We start from the raw sequence: 19,484 nt of genomic DNA, 5'->3' as shown, positions 1-19,484 counted from the left end.
AGAAGGGCACTGACCCCGCCGTGCCGAAGGCGCGGCCAGGTAATAGAGTTTCGAGGTGGCTGCTTCCGCGAATTCCGACTATGCCTCCGCCGTCGCGGCGATCGACGCCCGTGGCGTCGAGTGGGACATCGACCCCGCGCTGGACCGGGTGGCCGACCTGGCCGACGTGCTGGGGTCGCCGCAGCGCGCCTATCCGGTGATCCACGTCGCGGGCACGAACGGCAAGACGAGCACGGCGCGGCTCATCGCCGCGCTGCTGATCGAGCGGGGCCTGCGGGTCGGGTTGTACACGAGCCCGCACCTGGTGTCGCCGCGCGAGCGCATCGCGATCGACGGGGAGCCGCTGAGCGAGGAGGCGTTCGCCGCCGCGTACGCGGACGTCGAGCCGTACCTCGGGCTCATCGACGACAAGCACGGCGTGCGGCTGTCGTACTTCGAGGTGCTGACCGCGATGGCGTTCGCGGCGTTCGCGGACGCGCCGGTGGACGTGGCGGTCATCGAGGTCGGCCTGGGCGGCACCTACGACGCCACGAACATCGCGGACGGCGCGGTGGCCGTCGTCACGCCGATCTCGCTCGACCACACCGGCGTCCTCGGCGACACCGTGGAGGAGATCGCGGAGGAGAAGGCGGGCGTCATCAAGCCGGGGGCGATCGCGGTGGTCGCGCAGCAGCCGGTGGAGGCGGCCGAGGTGCTGCTGCGCCGCGCGGCCGACGTCGGCGCGGTGGTGGCGCGCGAGGGCATCGAGTACGGGGTGCTGCACCGCGACGTCGCGGTGGGCGGCCAGGCCATCGGCGTCCGGGGCCTGCACGGCACCTACGACGAGATCTTCCTGCCGCTGTTCGGGGACCACCAGGCGTCCAACGCCGCGACGGCGCTCGCAGCGGTCGAGGCGTTCGCGTCGGGCGGCCCGACGGCGGGCGAGGCGGGCCTGGACGCCGCCACCCGCGTCGCGCCTGGGGAGACCTACACCGGCGGCGACGACGGCCAGCTCGACCCGGCGCTGGTGCGCAGCGCGCTCGCCAAGACGGCGACGCCCGGCCGGCTGGAGGTCGTCCGCAGCGGCCCGACCGTCCTGGTCGACAGCTCGCACAACCCGGCGGGCATGGCGGTGACGGTGCAGACGCTCACCGAGTCGTTCGGCTTCACCCGCCTGGTCGCGGTCTTCGCGGGCGCGGCCGACAAGGACGTCGCGGGCGTCCTCGACCAGCTCGAACCGGTCGTCACCGAGCTGGTCGTGACCCGCAACTCGTCCCCGCGCTCCATGGCGCCGGAGGAACTGGCCGAGCTGGCCGAGGGCATCTTCGGTCCCGACCGCGTCCACGCCGCCGACCGGCTGGACGACGCCATCGACCGCGCCATCGGCCTGGCGGAGGAGACCGGCGAGTATCGCGGCGCCGGTGTCCTGATCACCGGTTCGGTCGTCACCGCGGGCGACGCCCGCATCCTCCTGCGCGCCCAGGACGCGTCATGACCGCAGCGAACACGGAGACGAGCACGGTGGAGAAGCGGGACCGGACGTCCGGGGGCCGGGGTGCGCGGTCGCTGCTGGCGGCGGTGCTGACGGCCGAGGCGATCATCATCGGGCTGGCGGTCCCGGTGGCGATCCAGGTGAACGACGTGTCGCCGGGGCGCGCCGCCGGGGTGTGCGGCGGGCTGGCGGTGCTGGCGCTGCTGGTGGCGGGGATGCTGCGGCGGTCCTGGGCGGTGCATCTCGGGACGGCGCTCCAGGTGGCGATCATCGGCACCGGATTCCTCGTGCCGACCATGTTCTTCCTTGGCGTCCTTTTCGGTGCTTTGTGGGGTACGGCGCTTTGGCTCGGGCGTAAGGCGGAAAGCGCGCAGGCGCGCTAAATTCTCCGGGACAGCGCCGCATCCGCCGCTTCCGCACCATAGGTCAATTCCGACAATATGAAAAATTCGGAATTGTCGCCCGGTGGGGGAGCGGCTCCGAGGAGAAGCCGTGACGTCCCACGCCCGCCGCCCCCCGGCGCTCGTCCCCGCCGACGCCGCGGTCCCGGTGCCCGCCGTCCGATCCGTGCGGGCGGTGCTCGGGCTGCTGCTCGTCACCGTCGCGGGCGTCCCGGCCGCCGTCCTGACCCTGCCCGACACCGTGGCGGGCGTCCTGCCGCGCGCCGCCGCCGACCTCGGCCTCTCCGCCGACGGCCACGCGCTGCTGCGCGCCACCGGCCTCACCCTGCCCGCGCTGCTGCTGGCCGTCCCGCTCGGCGCGCTGGCCGCCCGCACCTGGCCCGCCGGACGGGTGCTCACCGGCGGGCTCGCGCTGCTGGCGGCGGGCGTGGCCGCCGCGCCGCTGGCCGCCTCGGTCCCGGTCACGGCCGCGCTCCGCGCCGCGCAGGGCGCGGGGGCGGGGCTCGTCCTGTCCGCCGTGCTCGCCCTGATCACCGCCGCCGCGACGCCGCGCGCCCGGACCCTGCTCGGCGCCGTCTGGGCGGGCACCCTCGTCGCCGCCCTGCTCACCGCGATGCCCCTCGCCCTGGCCGCCGTCCCGTCCACCGGCGCGTCCGGGCCCTGGCAGGACGCGCTCGCCCCGCACCCCTGGCCCGTGCTCGCCGCCCTGGCCGCCGTACCGCTGCTGCTCGGCGCCGGACGCCCCGTCCTGCCGCCCGCCGCGCGCCGCCGCGCGGAACGCGGCCAGCTCGTCCTGCCGCTGGTGCCCACCACCGGGTTCGCGTTCCTCGCGCTGCTCACCGGCTACGGCTGGTCGCCCGGCGGCCGCCTCACCCTCGCCGTGCTGACGCTGCTCGCCCTCGCCGGGCTCGCCTTCGCGGGCGGACGCGACGCGATCACCGGCAGCCCGCACGGCTGCGCGATCGTCCTGGTCTCGACCGGCCTGCTCACCTATCCCGTCGCCGCCCCCGCCGCGGGGCTGCTCGCCGAGCACGGCACCGGCCCGGCCGCCGCCGCGTTCGCCGCCGCCGGAGCCGCCGCCTTCGCGGGCGCGGCGGCGGGCGCGCTGCTCGCCCGCCCGCGCGTCGCCGTCCTGGCGGGCCACGGCCTAGCCGCCGCCGCGCTGCTGCTCGCCGCCACGACGCCCGCGCCCGCCGTGCTGCCGCTGCTGCCGCTCGCGTTCGGCGTCGGCGCCGCGCTGGCCGCCGCGCTGCGGGACGCGACGCCCGGCGCCGCGCTGTTCGGCCTCGCGCTGTGCTTCCCCGCCGTCCTCACCGGTCAGCTCCTGGTCCAGGCGTTCCAGCTCGGCGCCCTGCGCGCCGCCGCACCGGCCGCGCAGCTCGCCGCGCTCACCGCCGGATACCGCACCTGGCTGCTCGGCGCGGCGGCGGGCGCGGCGCTGCTCGCCGTCGCCTCCCGCTGGGCCGCGCAGCCGGGCGGCGACGTTCCCGGGGACCGGTAAACTTCGCGGCCGAAGGTGCGCCGCACGCCGCGCCGAAATTCCCACTTCGCTTCCGAGGAGAACCCGTGTCCGAGCGCACTCTTGTCCTGGTCAAGCCCGACGGCGTCCGCCGCGGCGTCGTCGGCGAGGTCATCGCGCGGATCGAGCGCAAGGGCCTGCGGCTCGCCGCGCTCGAACTCAAGCGGCTCCCGCGCGAGACCGCCGAGGCCCACTACGAGGAGCACGCCAGCAAGCCGTTCTTCGGCGAGCTGGTCGAGTTCATCACCGGCGGCCCGCTCGTCGCCCTCGTCGTCGAGGGCCCGCGCGCGATCGAGGCGTTCCGCGCGCTCGCCGGCGCCACCGACCCGGTCAGCGCCACGCCCGGCACGATCCGCGGCGACTTCGCGCTGGAGATCGGTGAGAACATCGTGCACGGCTCCGACTCCACGTACTCCGCCGAGCGCGAGATCAAGCTGTTCTTCCCCGAACTGGGCTGAGCGTCGCGCCGGGACACGCGGGCCGGAGATCTCCGGCCCGCGTCGTCTTTCTCGCTAAACCCCAGGTCGGTCCAGCATTTCCGGGAAACACGCGACGTGTCCCGGGCTGCCTCGCCCCCCGCGGGCACGTTACGATGGTGAACGCCGCTCCACCCGCCCGCCGAGCATGAAGGGCTCCCTTTCTTCATGGGTAACAAGCTGTCGTTCCTCGGCCGTGACATGGCGGTCGATCTGGGAACCGCCAACACTCTCGTCTATGTGCGCGGGCGCGGCATCGTCCTCAACGAACCCTCTGTCGTCGCGATCAACACCAATACCGGCAAAATCGTCGCGGTCGGCATCGAGGCGAAGCGGATGATCGGCCGCACCCCGGGCAACATCGTGGCCGTCCGCCCCCTCAAGGACGGCGTCATCGCCGACTTCGAGGTCACCGAGCGGATGCTGCGGTACTTCATCCAGAAAGTGCACAAGCGGCGGCACTTCGCCAAGCCGCGCATCGTCGTCGCCGTGCCGAGCGGCATCACCGGCGTCGAGCAGCGCGCCGTCAAGGAGGCCGGCTACCAGGCCGGCGCCCGGCGCGTCTACATCATCGAGGAGCCCATGGCCGCCGCGATCGGCGCCGGGCTCCCCGTCTACGAGCCCACCGGCAACATGGTCGTCGACATCGGCGGCGGCACCACCGAGGTCGCGATCATCTCGCTCGGCGGCATCGTCACCAGCCAGTCCGTCCGCGTCGGCGGCGACGAACTCGACCAGGCCGTCATCTCGTTCTCCAAGAAGGAGTACTCCCTGATGCTCGGGGAGCGCACCGCCGAGGAGATCAAGATGGCCATCGGCTCGGCGTTCCCCGGCGGCGACGAGGAACCGCACGCCGAGATCCGCGGCCGCGACCTGGTCAGCGGCCTGCCCAAGACCGTCGTGATCTCCGCCGAGGAGGTCCGCCGCGCCATCGAGGAACCCGTCAACTCCATCGTCGACGCCGTGAAGACCACGCTCGACAAATGCCCCCCGGAACTGTCCGGCGACATCATGGACCGGGGCATCGCCCTCACCGGCGGCGGCGCGCTGCTCAAGAACCTCGACGAGCGGCTCCGCGAGGAGACCGGCATGCCGATCCACCTCGTCGACAACCCCCTCGACTCCGTCGTGCTCGGCACGGGCAAGTGCGTGGAGGACTTCGAGTCCCTGCGCCAGGTGCTCGTCCCCGAACCGCGGCACTGAGGACCGGCCGGACGTCCGGCCGGGTGGGACGCGAACGAAAGGTCGGTCGGTGAAGGACACCCGGCGCAACCGGACGGTGCTCGGCGCGCTGCTCGCGGTGGCCCTCGTGATGATCACGGTGGACTACCGGGGCGGGGACGACTCGCCGCTGCGCGGCCTGCGCGGCGTCGGCGCCGCCGTCTTCGGGCCGGTCGAGCGCGCCTCGGCGTCGGTCGTGCGGCCCGTCGGCAACACCTTCGACGCCATCACCGACGCGCCCGACCAGCGCCGCCGCGCCGAGCGGCTGGAGCGCGAGAACCAGCGGCTGCGCGAGCAGGTCCGCGCGCAGCGCCTGGACGCCTCGCGCGCCGGGCAGCTCCAGCGGCTGCTGGGCACCGCCGGCATCGGCGGCTACAAGATCGTCGCCGCGCAGGTGATCTCGTCCGGGCAGGGCTTCGAGGACACCGTCACGCTCGACGTCGGCAGCCGCAGCGGCGTCCGCCGCGACATGACGGTCATGAGCGCCGAGGGGCTCGTCGGGCGGATCGTCCGGGTCGGCCCCGCGACCGCGACCGTGCTGCTGGCCACCGACGTCACGTCCACGGTCGGCGCCCGCCTGGAGGACTCCAAGGAGATCGGCGTCGTCCAGGGCCGGGGCCGGCGCGGGCTCGGCAACGGCGGAACGACGCCGCTGCGCCTCCAGCTCCTCGACGCCACCGCCCCGATGCGCGTCGGGCAGCGGCTCGTCACGCTCGGCTCGCAGGGCGAGAGCCCGTACGTGCCGGGCGTGCCGATCGGGTCCGTGCAGAGCATCGACCAGTCCGTCGGCGGGCTCACCCGCACCGCCTACATCCGGCCGTTCGTGAAGTTCAGCGGCCTCGACGTCGTCGCCGTCGTCGTGGCGCCGCCCAAGTCCGACCCGCGCGAGGCGCTGCTGCCCAAGCCGCCGCCGTCCCCGAAGGCGTCGCCGCGCCCGACGCGCAGCCCGTCGCCCGGCACCCGTCCGTCGAACCCGGAGGGCTGATCCCGTGCTGAACGCTCCCGAGCCGTCTCCGGCGGGGCGGCACCTCAGCGCCGCGCTCATCCTGCTCGTCGCGCTGGTGCTCCAGGTGTCGGTCGCCAACCGGCTGCCGCTGCCGGGCGGCGTCACGCCCGACCTCGTGCTGCTGACCGTCGTCGCGCTGGCGCTGGTCTACGGGTCGATGACGGGCGCCGTCGCCGGGTTCTGCGCGGGCCTGGCCGCCGACATCATCCCGCCCGCCGACCACACCATCGGCCGGTACGCGCTGGTGTACTGCGTGATCGGCTACGTGTGCGGCATCGCCTCGGCCGAGATGGACCGGCAGTCGCTCGTGCCGTTCTTCGCGGTCGCGGCGGGCGCCCTGGCGGGCACCGTCCTGTACGCGCTGACCGGCATGCTCCTCGGCGATCCGCGCGCGAGCTGGACGATCGTGTCCCGCATGGTGCCGCTCCAGGTCCTCTACGACGTGATCGTCAGTCCGTTCATCGTCTGGGCCGTCCTACGGGTGTCGCGCCGCTACGAGCGCGGCGACCGGGGCCCCTCGCGCGGCGACCTCTCCGTCGCCTCGCCCGCCCGGTTCCGCGCCATGTCCGGCCGGGGGCCGGGCCGGTGAACGCGCGCACCCACTTCCGGCTCGTCGTCCTGTACGTGGTCGTGGGCGCGCTGCTGCTCGTGCTGACCGGACGCATGTGGACGATGCAGGTCCTCGACGGCGAGCACTACCGGCAGGTCGCCGCCCAGAACCGGACGCGCGACATCGTCGTCCCGGCCGTGCGCGGCTCCATCCTCGACTCGTCGGGCCGCCCGCTGGTGCGCAACCGCACCGCGCTCGTCGTCTCCGTCGACCGCACGTCGCTGTCCCGCCAGAAGGACCGCGGCGCCGCCGTGCTCGCCCGGCTGGCGGCGACGCTCGGCACCAGCCGGGACGAGCTGGAGAAGCGCGTCCGGCTGTGCGGGCCGACGGTGAAGCGCCCGTGCTGGCCCGGTTCGCCCTACCAGCCGATCCCCGTGGACGACCGCGTCGACCCCAAGCGCGCCATTCAGATCATGGAGCGCCAGGAGGACTTCCCCGGCGTCACCGCGCAGGTCCAGGCCGTCCGCGAGTATCCCGAGCCGGAGGGGGCCAGCGCCGCGCAGGCCCTCGGCTACCTCCAGCCCATCACCCAGGAGGAACTGGACAAGCGCAAGGGCCTCAAGGTCACCGGGTACAGCGCCGTCGACCTCATCGGCCGCGACGGGCTGGAGGCCGCCTACGACGGCGACCTGCGCGGCGCGCCGGGGTTCCGGCGCGTCCTGGTCGACAGCCAGGGCCGCGTCACCGGCACCGCCCGCGAGCAGCCCGCCGTCGCCGGCGGCCACGTGGTGACCAGCCTCGACGCGGGCGTCCAGGGCGCCGCCGAGAACGCGCTGGAGAAGGCCGTCAAGGCGGCCCGCGCCCGGGGCGAGAAGGCCGACTCGGCGGCGGCCGTCGTGATGGACGTCCGCACCGGCCGCGTCGCCGCGATGGCCAGCTACCCGACCTACAACCCCGCCATCTGGACCGGCGGCATCTCCCAGGACGAGTACGACGCGCTGCTCGGTAAGAAGAAGGGCGAACCGCTGACCTCCCGCGTCACCCAGGGGCAGTTCGCGCCCGCGTCCACGTTCAAGATCTCCTCGGTGGCGGCGGCGATCCGCGACGGCTACCCGCTCAACGGCACCTATCCGTGCCCGGGCTCGTTCAACGTCGGCAGCCGCGCGTTCCGCAACTTCGAGGGCCAGGCGCACGGCAGCATGAACCTGCACCGGGCGCTCGTCGTCTCCTGCGACACGATCTTCTACAAGTTCGCCTACGAGCAGTGGCTGCGCGACGGCGCCACCAAACCGAAGAAGAACCCCAAGGACCCCATGGTCAGGATGGCGCGCGACTGGGGGTTCGGCGCCCGCACCGGCATCGACCTGCCCAGCGAGGCGTCCGGCCGCATCCCCGACCGTGCGTGGAAGCGCCAGTACTGGGAGGCGACCCGCGCGACCGACTGCAAGGCCGCCAAGACCGGGTTCCCGGAGCTGGCCCGCACCGATCCCACCCGGGCCGCCTATCTCAAGGCCATCGCGGCGGAGAACTGCGCCGAGGGGTTCAACTGGCGGGCCGGTGACGCGGCCAACCTGTCCATCGGGCAGGGCGACATGCTCGTCACGCCGCTCCAGCTCACCCGCGCCTACGCGGCGCTGGCCAACGGCGGGTCGCTGGTGGTGCCGCGCGTCGCGCAGGCGATCGTCCGCCCGGACGGCGGCGTCATACGGACGATCGACGCGCCGCCGCCGCCGAAACTCCCGGTGGACGGCAAGGTGCTCGCCTACATGCGCAGCGCGCTGGCGGGCGTGACCAAGGAGGGCACGGCCGCCGGGGTGTTCAACGGGTTCGACTCCGGCAAGGTCGCCGTCGCGGGCAAGACGGGCACCGCCGAGGTGTACGGCAAGGGCGACACCTCGTGGTTCGCGTCGTTCGCCCCGGCGAAGAAGCCGCGCTTCGCCGTCACCGTCATGATCTCCCAGGGCGGCACCGGCGGCTCGTCCGCCGCCCCCGCCGTCCGCGAGATCTACGAGGCCATGTACGGGCTCGGCGGCAGGAAGGCGCTGCTCAAGAACGGCCGGCTGCCCGAGGAACTGCCGCGCCTCACCCCGCAGGGGGCGCCGTGACCGCGCACGGGATGTCGCTCGACGGCTACGGCGAGACCGCGGCGTGGCGCCGCAGGCTCGCCGTGCTGCGCCGCCTCGACTGGACGCTGATCATCGCGGTGCTGGTGCTGTCGGTGCTGGGCGCGCTGCTGGTGCGTTCGGCCACCTTCCAGATCCTCACCGAGCAGGGCCGCGACCCCGAGGGGTTCCTCAAACGGCACATCTTCAACCTGGTCATCGGCTTCGGGCTCGGCGCGCTGGTCAGCTTCCTGGACTACCGGCTGCTGCGCGCCTACGTCCCGATCATGTACGTGCTGGCCTGCGTCGGCCTGCTCGTCGTGCTGACGCCGCTCGGCTCGACCGTCAACGGCTCGCACTCGTGGATCGTCCTCGGCGGCGGCTTCCAGATCCAGCCGTCGGAGTTCGCCAAGGTCGGGCTCGTCGTGCTGCTGGCGATGCTGCTCGGGGAGCCGCGCGACGGCGAGGACGGCCCCGCCACGCGGGACGTGCTGCTCGCGCTCGCCCTCGCGGGCGTCCCCGCCGCGATGATCATGTTGCAGCCCGACCTCGGCACCACGCTGGTGTTCATCGCGGTCGTGCTCGGGATGCTCACCGTCTCCGGCGTGCAGAAGCGCTGGCTGGCCGGGCTCGTCGGCGGCGGCGTGCTGCTCGCCGTCGCCGTCTGGTTCTTCGGGCTGCTCAAGCCGTACCAGATCGCCCGCTTCACCGCGTTCCTCGACCCGTCCGCCGACCCGCGCGGCGCCGGCTACAACGCCCAGCAGGCCCGGATCGCCGTCGGGTCGGGCGGCGTCACCGGCAAGGGCCTGTTCAGCGGCGAGCAGACCGGCGGCCACTTCGTCCCCGAGCAGCAGACCGACTTCATCTTCACCGTCGCCGGGGAGGAACTCGGGTTCATCGGCGGGGTCCTCATCGTGGCGCTGCTCGGCGTCATCCTCTGGCGCGGCCTGCGCATCGCCTCCCAGGCCGCCGACCTCTTCGGCACCCTGGTCGCCACCGGGGTCGTGTGCTGGCTCGCGTTCCAGACGTTCGAGAACATCGGCATGACCCTCGGCATCATGCCCATCACGGGACTGCCGCTGCCGTTCGTCTCCTACGGGGGGTCGGCCACGTTCGCGAACATGATCGCGCTCGGCCTGCTCCAGGCCGTCCACCTCCGCAGGCGCCCCTTCGACTAGCGCGCGGTACCGGCGGTGCACGCCGCCCCGCCGGTAGTCTGGACGATCGACCTGTCTGACTCCCTGGAGGACACCGCATGCCCATCGAGTCGATCTTCCCGCGGCTGGAGCCGTTGCTCCCGCGCGTGCAGAAGCCGATTCAGTACGTCGGCGGTGAACTGAACTCGCAGGTCAAGGACTGGGACGAGGCGCAGGTCCGCTGGGCGCTGATGTATCCGGACGCCTACGAGGTCGGGCTGCCCAACCAGGGCGTCCAGATCCTCTACGAGATCCTCAACGAGCGCGCCGGCACCCTCGCCGAACGCACCTACTCGGTGTGGCCCGACATGGAGGCGGTGATGCGCGAGCACGGCATCCCGCAGTTCACCGTGGACGGGCACCGGCCCGTCGCCGCGTTCGACGTGTTCGGCATCTCGTTCTCCACCGAACTCGGCTACACCAACATGCTCACGGCGCTCGACCTCGCGGGCGTCCCGCTGGAGGCCGCCGACCGCACCGACGACCACCCGATCGTCCTGGCGGGCGGGCACGCCGCGTTCAACCCCGAGCCGATCGCGGACTTCCTCGACGCCGCCGTCCTCGGTGACGGCGAGGAGATCGCGCTGGCGATCACCGAGGTGATCCGGGAGTGGAAGGGCGAGGGCCGCCCCGGCGGACGCGACGAACTGCTCGAACGCCTCGCCCGCTCCGGCGGCGTCTACGTGCCGAAGTTCTTCGACGTGAGCTACCTGCCCGACGGCCGCATCCAGCGCGTCGCGCCGAACCGTCCCGGCATCCCGTGGCGCGTCGACAAGCACACCGTCATGGACCTCGACAAGTGGCCGTACCCGAAGAAGCCGCTGGTGCCGCTGGCCGAGACCGTCCACGAGCGGTTCAGCGTGGAGATCTTCCGGGGCTGCACGCGCGGCTGCCGGTTCTGCCAGGCGGGCATGATCACCCGCCCGGTGCGGGAGCGGTCGATCACCACGATCGGGAACATGGTCGAGGAGGGCCTGAAGCAGTCCGGCTTCCAGGAGGTCGGCCTGCTCAGCCTCTCCAGCGCCGACCACAGCGAGATCGGTGACGTCGCCAAGGGCCTCGCGGACCGCTACGAGGGCACCAACACCTCGCTGTCGCTGCCGTCCACCCGCGTCGACGCCTTCAACATCACGCTCGCCAACGAGTTCTCCCGGGGCGGGCGCCGCTCGGGCCTGACGTTCGCGCCCGAGGGCGGCTCGGAGCGGATGCGCAAGGTCATCAACAAGATGGTCTCCGAGGACGACCTGATCCGCACCGTCACCACCGCCTACGAGAACGGCTGGCGGCAGGTCAAGCTGTACTTCATGTGCGGCCTGCCCACCGAGGAGGACGAGGACGTCCTCGCCATCGCCGACATGGCGCGCCGCGTCATCAAGGCGGGCCGCGACGCCACCGGCCGCCGCGACATCCGCTGCACGGTGTCCATCGGCGGGTTCGTGCCCAAGCCGCACACGCCGTTCCAGTGGGCCGCCCAGTGCGACCACGAGACCGTCGACCGCCGCCTCAAGGCCCTCAAGGACGAGCTGCGCGGCGACAAGGAGTACGGCCGCGCCATCGGCCTGCGCTACCACGACGGGCAGCCGTCGGTGATCGAGGGCCTGCTGTCGCGCGGCGACCGCCGCGTCGGCCGGGTCGTCCGCGCCGTCTGGGAGGACGGCGGCCGGTTCGACGGCTGGACCGAGCACTTCTCGTACCAGCGCTGGCTGGCCTGCGCCGACGAGGCCCTGGCCGACGAGCCCGTCGACCTGGACTGGTTCACCGTCCGCGAGCGCGAGGAGGTCGAGGTGCTCCCCTGGGACCACCTCGACGCGGGCCTCGACCGCGAGTGGCTCTGGCAGGACTGGCAGGACGCCGTCGACGAGACCGAGGTCGAGGACTGCCGCTGGACGCCCTGCTACGACTGCGGCGTCTGCCCGACGATGGGCACCGAGATCCAGATCGGCCCGACCGGCCGCAAGCTGCTTCCGCTCAACGTGGTGTGAGAGACGTTCGCGATTCGAGGGGACTCCTGCGCCTGACGGGGTAGGGGATAGGGCATCCGGCGGGGAGGCCGTGGCGCGCCGCGACGGTCGAGCCTCCGCCGGAGAGCCGTATTCTGTTCGGAGACGTTTCTTGTCAGCACGCGACGAGTAGGAAGGACTACAGCCCTGGCACCCATGCCGGAGGGCCCGGCACCGGCCCCCGTGATCCACCGTCTGCGCGTCCGCTATGCCAAGCGGGGCAGGCTGCGGTTCACGAGCCACCGCGACATCTCCCGGGCCGTGGAACGCGCCGTGCGGCGCGCCGGGATTCCGGTCGCGTTCAGCGCGGGCTTCTCACCGCACCCGAAGATCTCGTACACGGGCGCGGCGGCGACAGGGGTGGCCAGCGAGGCGGAGTACCTCGAACTCGGGCTCACCGAGATCCGCGACCCTGCGCGGGTCCAGGCCCAGCTCGACGCGGCCCTGCCGGACGGTCTCGACATCTGCGATGTCGTGGTCGTGCCGCCGGGGTCGGGCAAGCCGAGTGCCCTGGCGGAGCGGCTGGAGGCGTCGGAGTGGCGCGTCCGGCTCGACGGCGTCGCGCACGATGACGCCGCCGCGGCCGTGGCCGCGTTCCTCGCCGCCGGCACCGTCGAGGTCGAACGCCTCACCAAGAAGGGCCGTCGCCGCTTCGACGCCCGGTCCGCCGTGTCCTCCTTCGAGCTGGACCGGCGTGCCTCGGAGGCGGCGGATGCCCCTTGTGCGATACTTCGCATGGTTGTCCGGCATACCACTCCTGCCGTACGACCCGACGACATCCTCACCGGACTGCGCCAGGTCGCCGACCTCGCGCCGCCGTCACCGCCTCTGGTGACCAGGCTGGCGCAGGGGCCTCTGGACGCGGCCACCGGTGGCCTCACGGATCCACTCGGACCCGATCGGGCCTCGCCCGAGCGGGAGACCGCCCACGCCGCCGGCGACGTTGCCGGCGCGGAGCGGTCCGACGTGGTCCCGAGCGCGGATGCCGTCATCAGCGCCCGCTCGTAGCGCCGGTCCCGTGCCGTCACGGAACCGGAGCGCAGGGCAGGGCGGGCGCGCCCCCGACGACTTCGTCGGCGTGCCCGGGCCATGGCCCGGGCGCACCGGCACCGAGAACTGAGGAGTTCCCGCGCGGCGCACCGCACCGTTCCGCCCGAGAAGGCGGACGGCGAGGTCGCGCCCGGGAACCTGACGGGAGACACCCGCATGCTGGAGAACGAGGCCGAATCGGCCACCGAGTCGTCTGAGGACGCCACCGCGACGGCCGCCGCACCGGGCGGGGGCGCGGTCGTGCGCACGCCGCGCCGCCGCGCGAGCCGCCCGGCGGGCCCGCCGCCGGACGTCGACGACGCCGCCGGGGCGCCCGCCCCGGACGAGGACGCCGCCCGCGCCGCCAAGCCCGCCCGCACCCGTGCGACGCGGTCGCGCAAGGCCGCGCCCGCCGCCGGGTCCGACGGCGCCGAGGAGGCCGCCGCCGAGAGCGCGGGCGAGGCCGCCGCGCCGCCGCCCGTCGTGACGTCGACGCCGCGCGCCCGCAGCCGCAAGCGTCCGGCCGGTCCGCCGCCCGAGCCCGCCGAGACGTCCGCCGCGCCCGAGGCCGCCGCCGAGCCGGCCGAGCCCGCCGAGGCGCCCGCCAAGCGCAGCCGCTCGCGCCGCAAGACCGCCGCGCCCGCCGAGCCGGAGGCGCCCGCCGCCGACACCCCCGGCGAGGACGACGCCGCCGTCCCCGCCGCGACGTTCCAGCCGCCGATGGTCGTGTTCCAGCCGCCGCAGCCCACCGCCGCGCCGCCGCGCCGCGAGCGTCCGGCCCCCGCACCGGCCGCCGAGCCGGAGGAGACCGACGACGCCGCCGACGACGACACCGACGACGAGTCCGGTGACCGTCCCGCCCGCCGTCGCCGCCGCCGCGGCGGCCGCGGCCGGGGCCGCGCCGCCCGCGACGGCGACACCGACGACTACGGCGACGAGGACGACGCCGAGCAGGGCTCCCGGCAGGCCAAGAAGGAGCCCGCCGAGGCCAAGAAGGAGTCCGGCAAGGACGCCAAATCCAAGCAGCCGAAGGCCAAGGAGGCCAAGGAGCCCGCGAAGGAGTCCGCCAAGGACAAGGCCGACCGCGCGGCCGACGACGACGCCGACGACGAGGGCACCGGCAGCCGTCGGCGGCGCCGCCGCCGTCGCCGCTCCGGCGGCGAGGACGGCACCGTCCAGGACGACCCGCCGAACACCGTCACGCACGTCCGCGACGCCCGCGCCGTCGAGGACGAGGTGCAGTCCGTCCGGGGCTCGACCCGGCTGGAGGCCAAGAAGCAGCGCCGCCGCGAGGGCCGCGAGCAGGGCCGCCGCCGCCCGCCGGTGATCACCGAGGCCGAGTTCCTGGCGCGCCGCGAGTCGGTCGAGCGGCAGATGGTCGTCCGCCAGCAGGGCGAGCGCACGCAGATCGCGGTGCTGGAGGACGGCGTCCTCGTCGAGCACTACGTCAACCGCGCGACGCACCAGTCGTACGTCGGCAACGTGTACCTGGGCAAGGTGCAGAACGTGCTGCCGTCGATGGAGGCGGCGTTCGTCGACATCGGCAAGGGCCGCAACGCCGTGCTGTACGCGGGCGAGGTCAACTGGGACGCGTCCGGCCTGGTCGGCCAGCCGCGCCGGATCGAGGTCGCGCTGAAGTCGGGCCAGTCGGTGCTGGTGCAGGTCACCAAGGACCCGCTGGGCCACAAGGGCGCGCGCCTGACGAGCCAGATCTCGCTGCCGGGCCGCTACCTGGTGTACGTGCCGGACGGCTCGATGACGGGCATCAGCCGCAAACTGCCCGACAAGGAGCGCAGCCGCCTCAAGCAGATCCTCAAGAAGATCATGCCGGAGAACGCCGGGGTGATCGTGCGGACGGCCGCCGAGGGCGCCACCGAGGAGGAGCTGACGCGCGACGTGACGCGGCTGTCGGCGCAGTGGGAGAACATCCGCAAGCAGGTCAAGACGGCGTCCGCGCCGTCGCTGCTGCACGGTGAGCCCGACCTGACCGTCCGCGTCATCCGCGACATCTTCAACGAGGACTTCACCAAGCTCGTCGTCTCGGGCGACGAGGCGTGGGACACCGTCGCCGACTACGTGCACTACGTGGCGCCGCACCTGGAGGACCGGGTCGAGCGCTGGGACGGCGACACCGACGCGTTCGCGGCGTTCCGCGTCGAGGAGCAGATCGCCAAGGCGCTGGAGCGCAAGGTGTGGCTGCCGTCGGGCGGTTCGCTGGTCATCGACCGCACCGAGGCGATGACGGTCATCGACGTCAACACCGGCAAGTTCACCGGGCAGGGCGGGAACCTGGAGGAGACGGTCACCCGCAACAACCTGGAGGCGGCCGAGGAGATCGTCCGCCAGCTCCGGCTGCGCGACATCGGCGGCATCATCGTCGTCGACTTCATCGACATGGTGTTGGAGAGCAACCGCGACCTGGTGCTGCGCCGCCTGGTGGAGTGCCTGTCGCGGGACCGCACCAAGCACCAGGTGGCCGAGGTGACCTCGCTCGGGCTCGTGCAGATGACGCGCAAGCGCGTCGGGCAGGGCCTGCTGGAGGCGTTCTCCGAGACGTGCGACTGCTGCAACGGCCGCGGCGTCCACGTGCAGCTCACCCCGGTCGAATCCGCCGAGAAGCCCGCCGCCAAGGAGGGCAACGGCCGCAAGCGCAAGCGCAAGGGCGACGTGGAGAAGGCCGTGGAGGAGAAGGTCTCCCGGCAGGGCAGGGCGGGGCGCAACGGCGACGGCCCCGACCCCGACTCCGACGAGGCGGCCCCGCAGCAGGCGGTCGTGGACGCCGAGGAGGCCGTCGCGGAGAGCAGCGGCACGGCGCCCGGCACGCTCACGGCCGACGAGCCGGTTCCGGCCGACCTGAACGGCTCCGGCGCGGACACCGCCGAGGAGCCCGCGCCGCGCCGCCGCCGGTCGCGCCGTCCGGCCAAGCCGAAGGCGGGCGCGGACGCGGCGGAGACCGAGCAGGCGGCGACGGCCGACCAGGTCGCGGTCGAGTAGCCCCGGTGCCCGGCCCGGGCGCGGTTCGCGTTCGGGCCGGGGCATCCGGTATTCTTCGGTGTCGGCGTGTCGTGACGCGCCGTGCAGACGTGCCCCCGGTCCCCGGGCCGGGCGTGCAGTGCCCGCCGTCAGGCGGGGTCCACAGCAGAGAGCGCCGGCGGGTCTCCCGCCGGCGTGCCGCCCTCGGCCGCGTGCCGGGGGTAGGCCCTCGGCCGAGGGCTGGGTCAACCACGTGCGGGGCCGGTTCGTTCCGGAAGCGCGCGCAACACGAGAGGTTTCGCGGTGTACGCGATTGTCCGCGCAGGCGGCAGGCAGGAGAAGGTGGCCGAGGGCGACGTCCTCACCGTCGACCGGCTCACCGGCGAGGCCGGTGACACGCTGAAGCTCCAGGCGCTGCTGGTCGTCGACGGCGACAACGTCGTCAGCAAGGCCGCCGATCTCGCGAAGTTCGAGATCACCGCCGAGATCATCGGTGCCGTCAAGGGCCCGAAGATCAACATCATGCACTACCGGAACAAGACCGGGTACAAGCGGCGGATGGGTCACCGCCAGCCGTACACCGAGGTCAAGATCACCGGTATCAAGTCCGGCAAGAAGTAAGGGGAGCGGACCATGGCACACAAGAAGGGCGCATCGTCCAGCCGTAACGGCCGCGACTCCAATGCCCAGCGTCTCGGCGTCAAGCGGTTCGGCGGCCAGCGCGTCAACGCCGGCGAGATCCTCATCCGCCAGCGCGGCACGCACCACCACCCCGGCCCCGGCGTCGGCCGCGGCGGTGACGACACCCTGTTCGCGCTGATCGCGGGCACCGTGCAGTTCGGCCGCTACCGCGGCCGCAACGCCGTGAGCATCATCCCGCCGGCGGAGTAATTCCGCCGTAGCAGTACTTGTACAAGGGGGCGGACCACCTGGTCCGCCCCCTTTGCTCTGTTTCGGCGGGGCAGTCAATCGAGAGGACGGGATCGTGGCCGCAGGAGCCGGATCGGGCGCGCAGTTCGTGGACCGCGTGGTGCTGCACGTCGCGGCGGGCAACGGCGGCAACGGGTGCGCCTCGGTCCACCGGGAGAAGTTCAAGCCGCTCGGCGGGCCGGACGGCGCCAACGGCGGGCGCGGCGGGAACGTCGTCCTGGAGGTCGACTCCAACGCGGCGAGCCTGCTGGAGTACCACCGGCGCCCGCACCGGCGCGGCGGCAACGGCAAGCCCGGCCAGGGCGGGCACCGCACCGGCGCCGACGGCGCCGACGTCGTGCTGCCCGTGCCGGACGGCACCGTCGTCAAGGACGCCCACGGCGAGGTCCTGGCCGACCTCGTCGGTGAGGGCACCCGCTACGTCGTCGCGGAGGGCGGCAAGGGCGGGCTCGGGAACGCCGCGCTGGCCTCGGCCAAGCGCAAGGCGCCCGGTTTCGCGCTGCTCGGTGAGCCCGGCCTCGAACTCGACGTCGTGCTGGAGCTGAAGAGCGTCGCCGACGTGGCACTCGTCGGGTTCCCCAGCGCGGGCAAGTCGTCGCTGATCGCGGCGCTGTCGGCCGCCAAGCCGAAGATCGCCGCCTACCCGTTCACGACGCTGGTCCCCAACCTCGGCGTCGTCAGCGCGGGCGACACCACGTTCACCGTCGCGGACGTCCCCGGCCTCATCGAGGGCGCCAGCGAGGGCCGCGGCCTCGGCCTGGAGTTCCTGCGGCACATCGAGCGGTCCTCCACGCTCGCGCACGTCCTGGACTGCGCGACGATGGAGCCCGGCCGCGACCCCGTCAGCGACTTCGAGGTCATCGAGAAGGAGCTGCGCGCCTACGACCGCGTCCTCGGTGACCGGCCCCTGTCGGACCGGCCCCGCATCGTCGTCCTGAACAAGGTGGACGTCCCGGACGGACGCGAGCTGGCCGACATGGTCCGCGGCGAGTTCGAGCAGCGCGGGCTGAAGGTGTTCGAGGTGTCGGCCGCCAGCCACGAGGGCCTGCGCGAGCTGTCGTTCGCGATGGCCGAGATGGTCACCGAGTACCGCGCGTCGCTGCCGCCCGCCGAGCCCACCCGCATCGTGCTGCGCCCGGCGCCGGTCGGCGGCGACGCCGACTTCGAGATCAAGACGATGGGGGAGAACACCTACCTCATCACCGGCGTCAAGCCGGTCCGCTGGCTGCGCCAGACCGACTTCGCCAACGAGGAGGCCGTCGGGTTCCTCGCCGACCGGCTCGCCCGGATCGGCGTCGAGGACGCCCTGGCCAAGGCGGGCGCCAGCGCGGGCGCCACCGTCCTCATCGGCACCCCCGACGACGCCGTCGTCTTCGACTGGCAGCCCGACGGCGAGGACGACGCCGAGGGCGGCACCGGACCGCGCGGCACCGACCGCCGGCTGGACCGGCACCGCTGACCCGCGTCCGCACCTCCCCCTAGAGGAATCCTCGTGAGCGAGACCCGTACCGAGATCGAGAAGGCGCGGCGCCTGGTGGTGAAGGCGGGCTCGTCGTCGCTGACGACCCCGCAGGGCACCATCGACGGGGACCGCATCGACGCGCTCGTCGACGTGCTCGCCGCGCGCCGCGCCGCCGGGACGGAGATCGTCTTCGTCTCGTCCGGCGCCATCGCGGCGGGGCTCGGCCCGCTCGGGCTGGCCCGGCGCCCGTCCGACCTGGCCACGCAGCAGGCCGCCGCGAGCGTCGGGCAGGGCCTGCTGTTCGCCCGGTACACCGCGTCGTTCGCCCGGTACGGGCTGACGGTCGGGCAGGTGCTGCTGACGGCCGACGACATGATGCGCCGGTCGCACCACCGCAACGCGCAGCGCACGCTGGCGCAGCTCCTCGCGCTCGGCGTCGTTCCGATCGTCAACGAGAACGACACGGTCGCCACCGACGAGATCCGCTTCGGTGACAACGACCGGCTGGCCGCGCTCGTCGCGCACCTGACCCGCGCCGACGCCGTCGTCCTGCTGTCCGACGTGGACGCCCTCTACACCGGCGATCCCCGCAAGCCGGGCGCCCGGCGCGTGGACGAGGTCCGCACCCCCGCCGACCTGGCCGGGATCGAGCTGGGCCGGTCCGGGCGGGTCGGCACCGGCGGCATGGTCACCAAGGTCGAGGCGGCGCGCATCGCGGGCCTGCCGGTCGTGCTGACCGACGCCGCGTCCGCCGCCCGCGCCCTCGCGGGCGAGCCCGTCGGCACGCTGTTCCACCCGCAGACGGCGCGGCTGCGGTCCGGCCGCCACCTGTGGCTGGCGCACGCCACCACCGGCCACGGCCGCGTCCTGCTCGACGCGGGCGCCGTCGAGGCGGTCGTGCAGCGCGGCAAGTCGCTGCTGCCCGCCGGGGTGACGGGCGTCCAGGGCGACTTCGCCGCGGGCGACCCCGTCGACCTGTGCGGCGCGGACGGACGCGTCGTCGCGCGCGGCCTCGTCAACTACGACGCCGCCGAGATCCCCGACCTCATGGGCCGCTCGACCCGCTGGCTGGCCCGCGAACTCGGCCCCGAGTACGAACGCGAGATCATCCACCGCGACCAACTGGTGATCCTCACATAGGAGCTGTC

The 19,484-nt window shown here is 73.5% G+C and carries 16 protein-coding genes; all 16 read left to right on the top strand.

The annotated features are described in order from the left end of the window. Positions 1-55: 55 nt before the first annotated feature. Positions 56-1,474, top strand: coding sequence for a bifunctional folylpolyglutamate synthase/dihydrofolate synthase (locus C229_RS0127355; protein ID WP_018658318.1), 1,419 nt, complete (start codon positions 56-58; stop codon positions 1,472-1,474). Beyond that, positions 1,471-1,854 (top strand): DUF4233 domain-containing protein, encoded by a 384-nt coding sequence (locus C229_RS0127350; protein ID WP_018658317.1) that lies wholly within the window; start codon positions 1,471-1,473, stop codon positions 1,852-1,854. Before C229_RS0127355 ends, C229_RS0127350 begins: the two co-directional genes overlap by 4 nt. 109 nt (positions 1,855-1,963) lie before the next feature. Next, on the top strand, positions 1,964-3,373 hold the full coding sequence (locus tag C229_RS0127345; protein ID WP_018658316.1) for a hypothetical protein: 1,410 nt from the start codon (positions 1,964-1,966) through the stop codon (positions 3,371-3,373). Positions 3,374-3,438: 65 nt separating this feature from the next. Continuing rightward, positions 3,439-3,849: a nucleoside-diphosphate kinase gene (gene ndk, locus C229_RS0127340; protein ID WP_018658315.1), complete on the top strand. Its 411-nt coding sequence runs from the start codon at positions 3,439-3,441 to the stop codon at positions 3,847-3,849. Between the two features lie 186 nt (positions 3,850-4,035). Beyond that, positions 4,036-5,070 (top strand): rod shape-determining protein, encoded by a 1,035-nt coding sequence (locus C229_RS0127335; RefSeq protein ID WP_018658314.1) that lies wholly within the window; start codon positions 4,036-4,038, stop codon positions 5,068-5,070. 49 nt (positions 5,071-5,119) lie between these two features. Further along, entirely contained in the window at positions 5,120-6,073 is a 954-nt protein-coding gene (mreC, locus tag C229_RS0127330) for a rod shape-determining protein MreC (protein ID WP_018658313.1), read from the top strand. A 4-nt stretch (positions 6,074-6,077) separates the two neighbouring features. Continuing rightward, positions 6,078-6,683 (top strand): rod shape-determining protein MreD, encoded by a 606-nt coding sequence (mreD, locus tag C229_RS33250; RefSeq protein ID WP_018658312.1) that lies wholly within the window; start codon positions 6,078-6,080, stop codon positions 6,681-6,683. Continuing rightward, a complete protein-coding gene (gene mrdA / locus C229_RS0127320) occupies positions 6,680-8,749 on the top strand; it encodes a penicillin-binding protein 2 (protein WP_018658311.1) in 2,070 nt (689 codons plus the stop codon). Before mreD ends, mrdA begins: the two co-directional genes overlap by 4 nt. Further along, positions 8,746-9,924: a rod shape-determining protein RodA gene (gene rodA, locus C229_RS0127315; protein ID WP_018658310.1), complete on the top strand. Its 1,179-nt coding sequence runs from the start codon at positions 8,746-8,748 to the stop codon at positions 9,922-9,924. Before mrdA ends, rodA begins: the two co-directional genes overlap by 4 nt. A gap of 77 nt (positions 9,925-10,001) precedes the next feature. After that, complete coding sequence (locus C229_RS0127310) at positions 10,002-11,924, top strand: TIGR03960 family B12-binding radical SAM protein (RefSeq protein WP_018658309.1); 1,923 nt, start codon at positions 10,002-10,004, stop codon at positions 11,922-11,924. Between the two features lie 174 nt (positions 11,925-12,098). Next, entirely contained in the window at positions 12,099-12,950 is an 852-nt protein-coding gene (locus tag C229_RS0127305; protein ID WP_018658308.1) for a TIGR03936 family radical SAM-associated protein, read from the top strand. A 198-nt stretch (positions 12,951-13,148) separates the two neighbouring features. Continuing rightward, a complete protein-coding gene (locus C229_RS0127300) occupies positions 13,149-15,965 on the top strand; it encodes an Rne/Rng family ribonuclease (protein WP_033424862.1) in 2,817 nt (938 codons plus the stop codon). Between the two features lie 282 nt (positions 15,966-16,247). After that, on the top strand, positions 16,248-16,565 hold the full coding sequence (rplU, locus tag C229_RS0127295; protein WP_026314205.1) for a 50S ribosomal protein L21: 318 nt from the start codon (positions 16,248-16,250) through the stop codon (positions 16,563-16,565). Between the two features lie 12 nt (positions 16,566-16,577). Next, the gene (rpmA, locus tag C229_RS0127290; RefSeq protein ID WP_018658305.1) at positions 16,578-16,835 is read left to right on the top strand and encodes a 50S ribosomal protein L27; all 258 of its coding nucleotides are present in this window, start codon (positions 16,578-16,580) and stop codon (positions 16,833-16,835) included. Positions 16,836-16,929: 94 nt separating this feature from the next. Continuing rightward, positions 16,930-18,333 (top strand): GTPase ObgE, encoded by a 1,404-nt coding sequence (obgE, locus tag C229_RS0127285; RefSeq protein ID WP_033424852.1) that lies wholly within the window; start codon positions 16,930-16,932, stop codon positions 18,331-18,333. A gap of 33 nt (positions 18,334-18,366) precedes the next feature. Then, positions 18,367-19,476: a glutamate 5-kinase gene (proB, locus tag C229_RS0127280; protein WP_018658303.1), complete on the top strand. Its 1,110-nt coding sequence runs from the start codon at positions 18,367-18,369 to the stop codon at positions 19,474-19,476. Positions 19,477-19,484: the final 8 nt, after the last annotated feature.

The sequence above is a fragment of the Actinomadura flavalba DSM 45200 genome (assembly GCF_000374305.1).
GTDB classification, from domain to species: Bacteria; Actinomycetota; Actinomycetes; order Streptosporangiales; family Streptosporangiaceae; genus Spirillospora; species Spirillospora flavalba.
The sequence above is the reverse complement of the archived record's forward strand: the minus strand, read 5'-3'. Positions and strand labels throughout refer to the sequence as shown.